The following is a 7,454-nucleotide window of genomic DNA, read 5'->3' on the forward strand; positions in this document are numbered from 1 at the left end:
TTTCCGGTTCGAATTCGGGTCCGATTTCTTGTCGGAGCCACTACTTTAGCGGAATTCCTCGGCGGCTCATAATCGAGCCTCGATCCGAATTCCGGCACGCCGAAATTCTTCCCGATGAGGGGCCGTGCAGTAGTGGTGTGCCGCGATGCGGCGGATGGCTGCCGCAGAACCGTTCCGGCGCTGTGGCAACTCGGAGGACACTACAGACCGGGCGGGGGCGTGTCAACTCCCGTCAGTCAAGGCCTCTTCCAAGGCCATGTGCGTCAGTCAAGGTCGCTCAGGCGCCCGCCGGCGTCCGGCTGGGTCTCCTCGACGCGCCGCAGCAGACGGGACAGCACCTGACCGAGGAGATGACGCTCGTCGTCGGAGAGGTCCTGGAGGAGATCCTCCTCGAAGACCGATGCCATACGCATCGCCTCCAGCCACTTCTCGCGGCCCTCGTGGGTGAGCTCGACGATGACGCGGACGCGGTTGGTCTCGTCGCGCTCGCGGGTGACCAGGCCCTCGCTCGCCATGCGGTCGATGCGGTGGGTCATGGCGGCCGGGGTGAGGCCGAGGCGCTTGGCGAGTTCGCCAGGGCCCATTTGGTAGGGGGCTCCGGAGACGACCAGGGCCTTGAGGACCTCCCATTCGGCGTTGCTCAGCCCGAGGGTGGCGGTCTGCCGCCCGTAGGCGACGTTCATCCGGCGGTTGAGGCGCTGAAGTGCGGAGACGACCTGCTCCACCTGGGGGTCGAGGTCCTGGAACTCGCGCTGGTACGCCGCGATCTGTTCCTCGAGGCTCGGCTCGGCGGACGCGGTGGCCGCATCGGAGGGCTCAGGCATGCGGCGCAGTATGACATGAAACTGATTGGCGTTGAAGTTCTTCTGCGTGTACTCTTTAGCTTCGAAGTTTAGAGTTGAAGTCTTGAGGGTGAGACTGTCCGGCTGGCGCCGTCCGTCGCACGCGTCCGCCGCATGGCCTCGCCCTGTCGTCCGGCTCTGCCGCATGGCTCTGCCGCATGGGCAGCGCGTCGGTTCGCCGTCCTTGCTCGCCCTCGTGCTTGTGCTTCTTGTTGCTTGTGCTTCTTGTTTGCCCCTTTGTTCGTCCTCTGTTCGTCCTCTTCTTTGTTTTCTTCGTTCTCGTCATCCGGCCTGCTCGTTCTTGACCGGCTGACGACCTGACCTAGGTAGGTGAGTGTGACCACCGCGATGGGCGCCGCGCTGCGCCGGATCCAGCTCGGGAACGCGCTGAGTGCGTTCGGTAACGGCTTCACGGTTCCGTATCTGTACGTCTATGTGGCGAAGGTACGGGACCTCGGTGCGAGTACGGCCGGTGTCGTGCTGGCGATGCTCGCCGTGTCCGCGCTGGCCGTGCTGCCGCTGACCGGTCGGGCCATCGACCGGCGCGGTCCCCTGCCGGTGGCCGTCGTCGGTTCGGTCCTGGCTGCGGTCGGTTCGCTCGGGATCGGGCTTTCCGCCAGTGCGCCGCTGGTCATCGCGGCCGCCGCGGCGCTCGGTGCCGGTATAGCGGTGATTCAGCCGGCGCTGGCGACGATGATCGTGTGGTGCTCGACGACCGCGACCCGGTCGCGGGCCTTCGCCACCCAGTTCTTCCTGAACAACCTGGGCCTGGGCGTCGGCGGTCTGGTCGGCGGGCAGCTGGTCGACGCGTCGGACGCGTCGAGCTTTGTACGGCTGTTCGCCATCGAGGCCGCGATGTTCCTGGTGCTCGGTGTGGCGGTGGCGACCGTACGGCTGCCGCGGGTGCCGAAGGTCGAGGACCGCGTGCCGGGCGAGGAGCCCGCCGTCGGCGCCTGGCGGACGCTGTTCGCGGACCGTCGCATGGTGTGGCTGTGCGTGCTGGGCTTCGTGCTGTTCTTCGCCTGCTACGGGCAGTTCGAGTCGGGGCTGGCGGCGTACGCGACCGAGGTGACGCGGATACCGCCGTCGCACCTGGGCATGGCGCTGGCGGCCAATACGGCGGCGATCGTGGTGGCGCAGTTCGTGGTGCTCAGGCTGGTGGAGCGGCGGCGCCGCAGCCGGGTGATGGCGCTGGTCGGGCTCATATGGACGGTGGCGTGGCTGGCGGCCGGGCTGTCCGGGCTGGTGCACGGTGCCCAGGCGGTGGCAACGACGCTGCTGATCTCGACGTACGCGTTGTTCGGGATCGGTGAGTCCATGCTGTCCCCGACGGTGGCCCCGTTGGTGGCGGATCTGGCGCCGGCCTCGCTGATCGGTCAGTACAACTCGGCGTTCGCGCTGGTCAAGCAGCTGGCGCTGGCGGTGGGGCCGGCGGTGGGGGCCTTGATGGTCGGCCATGGGATGTACGTGGCGTACATCGGGCTGCTGGTGGTGTGCGCCGTGGGGATCAGCGTGCTGTCGCTCCGGCTGGGTCGGATGCTGCGGCCCGCGCAGGACAATCCGCACCGGGAGGCCCCGCCGGTGCCGGCGGCACGGGCTTCGGCGGAGGCAGCGGCGGAGACCGTGGCCTGCTCGGTCTGAGCCGGCGCGTCCGGGACGTCCCGGACGTCCGCAGGAACGTTCAGCCCTGGCAGCGGCCGGGACGGTGGCGGTGGCCATCGTCCCGGCCGCTCGGCTGTTCCGGCCGCCCCGTCCCCGGCTATCCCCGGCTATCCGCGCGGCAGCGCGAATTCGCACCACACCGCCTTGCCGCCGCCCGGGGTCCGGCGGGAGCCCCAGGAGGAGGCGATGGTGGCGACGATGGAGATCCCGCGGCCGGCCTCGTCGGCCGGTTCGGCGCGGCGGCGCCGTGGGAGGTGCTCGTCGCCGTCGGTGACCTCGATGATCAGGCGGCGGTCGGTGCGGCGCAGGCGGAGGCGCATGGGCGGATGGCCGTGTTGCAGGGAGTTGGCGACCAGTTCGCTGGCGGCCAGCACACCGAGGTCGTGCAGCTCGGGTGAGAAGCGCCAGGAGGCGAGGACGCCGGAGGCGAAGGCGCGGGCGCGCGGGGCCGCTTCGATGCCGCCGTGGAGTTCGAGGGCGGCGTTGTGGAAGAGCTCGGCGTCGTGGCCGGTGCGCTCGGGGTGCTGGAGGACGAGGATGGCGACGTCGTCGTCGTGCGTGGCCGTGATGCCCAGGGAACGCAGCAGGCGGTCGCAGACGATCTCGGGGGCACCGGCCGCACCGGCGAAGGAGCGTTCCAGGGCCTCGACACCGTGGTCGATGTCCTTGTCACGGCGCTCGACGAGGCCGTCGGTGTAGAGGACGGCGCTGCTGCCGGGGCCCAGCGGGACGGAGCCCGAGGTGTGCAGCCAGCCGCCGGTCCCCAGGGGTGGTCCGGTGGGTTCCTCGGCGCGGTGGACGGTGCCGTCCGGGTCGCGTACGAGGATGGGCAGATGGCCGGCCGAGGCGTAGACCAGGCGGCCCTCGTTGGGGTCGTGGACGGCGTAGACGCAGGTGGCGATCTGGTTGGCGTCGATCTCGGCGGCCAGGCCGTCCAGCAGCTGGAGGACCTCGTGGGGCGGGAGGTCGAGGCGGGCGTAGGCGCGGACGGCGGTGCGCAGCTGGCCCATGACGGCGGCGGCGCGTACTCCGCGGCCCATGACGTCGCCGATGACCAGGGCGGTACGGCCGGCGCCGAGGGTGATGACGTCGTACCAGTCGCCGCCGACCGCGGCGTCCGTGCCGCCGGGCTGGTACGTGGCGGCGACGCGGAGGTCGTCGGGCTGCTCCAGTTCCTGGGGCAGCAGGGAGCGCTGGAGGGTGACCGCGGCCTCGCGCTGGCGGGCCTCGCTGGCGCGCAGCCGTTCGGCGGACTCGATCTGGTCGGTGACGTCGGCGCCGAAGACCAGGACGCCCCGGTGCGGCGCGACGCAGGCGACTTCGGGGTCGGGCGCCGGTCCTCTGGCGGCGACCTCGATGGGGGTGCAGGTGAACGTGTAGTAGCCGTCGCGGGAGCGGTCGCCGCCCGCGCCGCCGGGAACCTTGCGGGACTTGACGGTGCGGGGCTTGCCGCTGCGCAGGACCTGGTCCATCAGGGGGAGCAGGCCGAGGGCGTCGAGTTCGGGGAGGGCTTCGCGGGCGGTGCGGCCGGCCGGGCGGGGGCCGAAGACCGCGGCGTAGGCGCCGTTGACGTAGGCGAGGCGGTGCTCGGGACCGTAGAGGACAGCCACGAGGGCGGGGATGGTGCCGAGGATGTCGTGGACGGAGAGGGCGTCGACGGTGGGCGGCAGGGCCACGGGGACGGGGTCCTGGGAGGGGGCCGCTTCGGTGTGCTCGGCGCGGGCGGCGGGGACGGAGCCGGTGGTGGTGTCCGTCGGGGCGGTCGGCGCGTCATCGGCCGCGGCGGCTGCCGGGGGCTCGTCGGGCGGGGTGGCCGGCGTGCCGGGGGCGGCGCGGTCGGGCCGTGCGGCGGCGCGCCGCTGTGTGCCGGGGAACTTGGCGCTCCAGCGCGTGAAGATCACGGAGGGGTACCTCTTACTTCGCGTCGTCGCGCGGGATCGGGCCGTCGGCATGGCGGGACCTCCCGGCCGTGGGCCGGAGGAGGGTCGGCTGGGGGCACTGTTGGCACCCTTTTGCGGAATGCAGCAAACGTCCAGAATCCTCGTGATTGTCACTCTTTGCAGACACGAGCCCACCCATGGTCACACGTCCAGTGTGGCCGACCGGACGGACATCCGTCAGTCGGCCGGTGGCCGGTGCGGGGTCCCGCGGTCCGCTCCATCCGGCCGCTGCCGGGCCGACGGCACGTCAACTCTCCTGGTGAGCGCGGCGCGTCAGGTCGACTCGTAGTGCCGGCCGGTGTCCGCGGCGAGTTCGAACTCGGCGCGCGGGTTCTCCAGTGAGCCCAGTGAGACGATCTCGCGTTTGAACAGGCCCGCGAGGGTCCACTCGGCCAGCACCCGGGCCTTGCGGTTGAAGGTCGGCAGCCGGCCCAGGTGGTACACGCGGTGCATCAGCCAGGCCGGGTAGCCCCGCAGCTTGCGCCCGTAGACGTGGGCGACGCCCTTGTGCAGGCCGAGGGAGGCCACCGAACCGGCGTATTTGTACGCGTAGTCCACGATCGGGCCACCGCGTACCGCCGCCGCGACGTTCTCGGCGAGCACTCTGGCCTGGCGCAGGGCGTGCTGGGCATTGGGCGCGCAGGTCGCCCGGGGCTCATCGGGTGTGGCGGGCGGCTCGGCCGTCAGATCGGGTACGGCCGCCGCGTCGCCCGCCGACCAGGCGTGTTCGACGCCGTCCACCTGGAGCGTGGCGGTGCACTTGAGGCGGCCGCGGCCGTTCAGCGGCAGTTTGGTGGCGGCCAGGACGGGGTGGGGTTTGACGCCGGCGGTCCACACCAGGGTTCTGGTGGGGAAGCGGGAGCCGTCGCTCAGCACCGCGATGCGGTTCTCGCAGGACTCCAGCCGGGTCTCCAGGCGTACGTCGATATTGCGGCCGCGCAGCTCCCGGATGGCGTAGCGCCCCATCTCGGGGCCCACTTCGGGCAGGATCCGGTCGGTGGCCTCGACGAGGATCCACTTCATGTCCTCGGGCGTGATGTTGTGGTAGTAGCGCACGGCGTAGCGGGCCATGTCCTCCAGTTCGGCCAGCGCTTCCACGCCCGCGTAGCCGCCGCCGACGAAGACGAAGGTCAGCGCGGCGTCGCGGACTTCCGGGTTACGGGTGGAGGAGGCGATGTCGAGCTGTCCGAGGACGTGGTTGCGCAGTGCGATGGCCTCTTCGACGGTCTTGAAGCCGATGCCGGCGTCGGCCAGACCGGGTACGGGCAGGGTGCGCGAGACCGAGCCCGGGGCCACGACGATCTCGTCGTAGGTCACCTCAAGGGCGCCCTCGCCGGTCTCCTCCGCGGCCAGGGTGGTGACCGTCGCCCGGCGGGCGGCGTGGTCAACGGCGGTGACCTCGCCGACGATGACGGTGCACTGCGTCAGGACCCGGCGCAGCGGTACGACGACGTGGCGCGGGGAGATGGAGCCGGCCGCGGCCTCGGGCAGGAACGGCTGGTACGTCATGTACGGATCGGGGTCGACCACGATGACCTGGGCGGTGCCTTGCCGCAGCTCCTTCTTCAGCTTCTGCTGGAGCCGCAGGGCGGTGTTCATCCCCACGTAGCCGCCGCCGACGACGAGGATGCTCGCCACATGGTCCGGAGACGTCGAGGACGACGATGACGACGGCGATGGCGACGGTGGTGAAGACTTCGACGGCGACGGTGGCGACGGTGGCGAAGTCTTCGACGACTTCGAAGACGCAGCCTTCACAAAGGTTCTCCTCGCGGTGTCGACCAGGCCCGGGGCAGCAGCGATCCGGCGGCCGGCCGACGGCGCGGCACCGGCCCCGGGCGCTGCACCCCCGGGAAAGCACAGCACTGTTCCATGACGCACCGCCGGGGCGCCTTTGTCCACAGGCCCATCGAAATGTATGACCAGGCGCCGGCCTGGGGACGGAGCGGCGAATTCCGTGCGTTCGGGGACAGGTGCGCTGGTCAGAGGGTGTATGGCCGGTGGCGGAAACGCGTCTGATCCGGCCGGATCAGGCCATTGGGCCGATCGGGGGGTGTGGTCCGCGGACGGCCCCCTTCAATCTTGACGTGGGCTCAACTATGTTCGTATGTCGTCGGGGTGCATCTCCTTTCGGTGGTACGCCCCGACTGTCAGGGCGGGGAGTCTCCGGGGGGAGACGTCATTTACCGGGGGATCTATATGCATATGCAGGGCTCTCAATGGCCGACGGCCGTGGCTGTGGCAGCACACGCCTCCGACGACGGCAAGGGCACCATCGGCAACGGGAACGGGAACGGCCGCACCGACGGGGGCGGAGGACACGGCGCCGACCCGGCATCGGGCAGCCGCAGCACTCCGCTCCGGGTGGACGCCCAGCGCAACCTGGAGCACGTACTGCGAGCCGCGCGCGAGGTGTTCGGCGAGCTGGGGTACGGCGCGCCGATGGAGGACGTGGCACGGCGGGCCCGGGTCGGCGTCGGAACGGTCTACCGCCGGTTCCCGAGCAAGGACGTCCTGGTCCGGCGGATAGCCGAGGAGGAGACCGCACGGCTGACGGACCAGGCGCGTACGGCGCTGGGCCAGGAGGACGACCCGTGGTCGGCGCTCTCGTGCTTCCTGCGGACGTCGGTCGCCTCGGGTGCCGGCCGGCTGCTGCCGCCGGGCATCCTGCGGGTGAGTGCGGACGCCGGCCGGGCCGGGCAGTCGGCGGCTGAGTCCGCGGACGGGCCTCGGGCACTGGACGGCCTGGGCGAGGCACGGGTGCCGCAGCAGCGAATGGCGCCCGGCGCGGAGGGGGCACCCGCCGATCCGCGCCCGGCGGTCCGGTACGACGGGCCGGCGGCCGAGGGGATACCGGGCGGGGCCGAGGAGGCACCCGGCGCCGGGGCGCTGCTGGAGGTCGTGGGACGGCTGGTGGAGCGGGCCAGGGCGGCCGGTGAGCTGCGCGCCGACGTGACGGTCTCCGACGTGCTGTTGGTGATCGCCACGGGTGCGCCCGCGCTGCCCGACG

6 protein-coding genes are annotated in these 7,454 nt (G+C 71.3%); 3 read left to right on the plus strand and 3 right to left on the minus strand.

What is annotated here, in order from left to right; translation table 11 throughout:
- Positions 1-263 precede the first annotated feature (263 nt).
- The gene (locus AZE13_RS08185; RefSeq protein WP_066928592.1) at positions 264-824 is read right to left on the minus strand and encodes a MarR family winged helix-turn-helix transcriptional regulator; all 561 of its coding nucleotides are present in this window, start codon (positions 822-824) and stop codon (positions 264-266) included.
- A 354-nt stretch (positions 825-1,178) separates the two neighbouring features.
- On the opposite strand from AZE13_RS08185, the gene AZE13_RS08190 reads away from it, so the two are divergent.
- A complete protein-coding gene (locus tag AZE13_RS08190; RefSeq protein WP_066928594.1) occupies positions 1,179-2,483 on the plus strand; it encodes an MFS transporter in 1,305 nt (434 codons plus the stop codon).
- Positions 2,484-2,611: 128 nt separating this feature from the next.
- Here AZE13_RS08190 and AZE13_RS08195 read toward each other — a convergent pair whose 3' ends face one another.
- Together AZE13_RS08195 and AZE13_RS08200 are read right to left on the minus strand one after the other, a co-directional pair.
- Positions 2,612-4,405 (minus strand): SpoIIE family protein phosphatase, encoded by a 1,794-nt coding sequence (locus AZE13_RS08195; RefSeq protein WP_066928596.1) that lies wholly within the window; start codon positions 4,403-4,405, stop codon positions 2,612-2,614.
- Between the two features lie 312 nt (positions 4,406-4,717).
- Positions 4,718-6,043: an NAD(P)/FAD-dependent oxidoreductase gene (locus AZE13_RS08200; protein WP_066929468.1), complete on the minus strand. Its 1,326-nt coding sequence runs from the start codon at positions 6,041-6,043 to the stop codon at positions 4,718-4,720.
- Between the two features lie 28 nt (positions 6,044-6,071).
- Between AZE13_RS08200 and AZE13_RS36735 the strand changes: the two genes are divergently transcribed.
- The gene (locus tag AZE13_RS36735; protein ID WP_181690284.1) at positions 6,072-6,320 is read left to right on the plus strand and encodes a hypothetical protein; all 249 of its coding nucleotides are present in this window, start codon (positions 6,072-6,074) and stop codon (positions 6,318-6,320) included.
- 323 nt (positions 6,321-6,643) lie between these two features.
- Positions 6,644-7,454: TetR/AcrR family transcriptional regulator (locus AZE13_RS08205; protein ID WP_079123818.1), on the plus strand; the 811-nt coding region annotated here is incomplete at its 3' end.

Source organism: Streptomyces sp. NBRC 110611 (assembly GCF_001590865.1).
GTDB lineage: Bacteria > Actinomycetota > Actinomycetes > Streptomycetales > Streptomycetaceae > Streptomyces.

Bases quoted from the DNA above. Each gene is read 5' to 3' on its own strand.
- AZE13_RS08185 (WP_066928592.1), bottom strand. From the start codon at position 824: ATGCCTGAGCCCTCCGATGCGGCCACCGCGTCCGCCGAGCCGAGCCTC.
- AZE13_RS08200 (WP_066929468.1), bottom strand. From the start codon at position 6,043: ATGAACACCGCCCTGCGGCTCCAGCAGAAGCTGAAGAAGGAGCTGCGG.
- AZE13_RS36735 (WP_181690284.1), top strand. From the start codon at position 6,072: ATGCTCGCCACATGGTCCGGAGACGTCGAGGACGACGATGACGACGGC.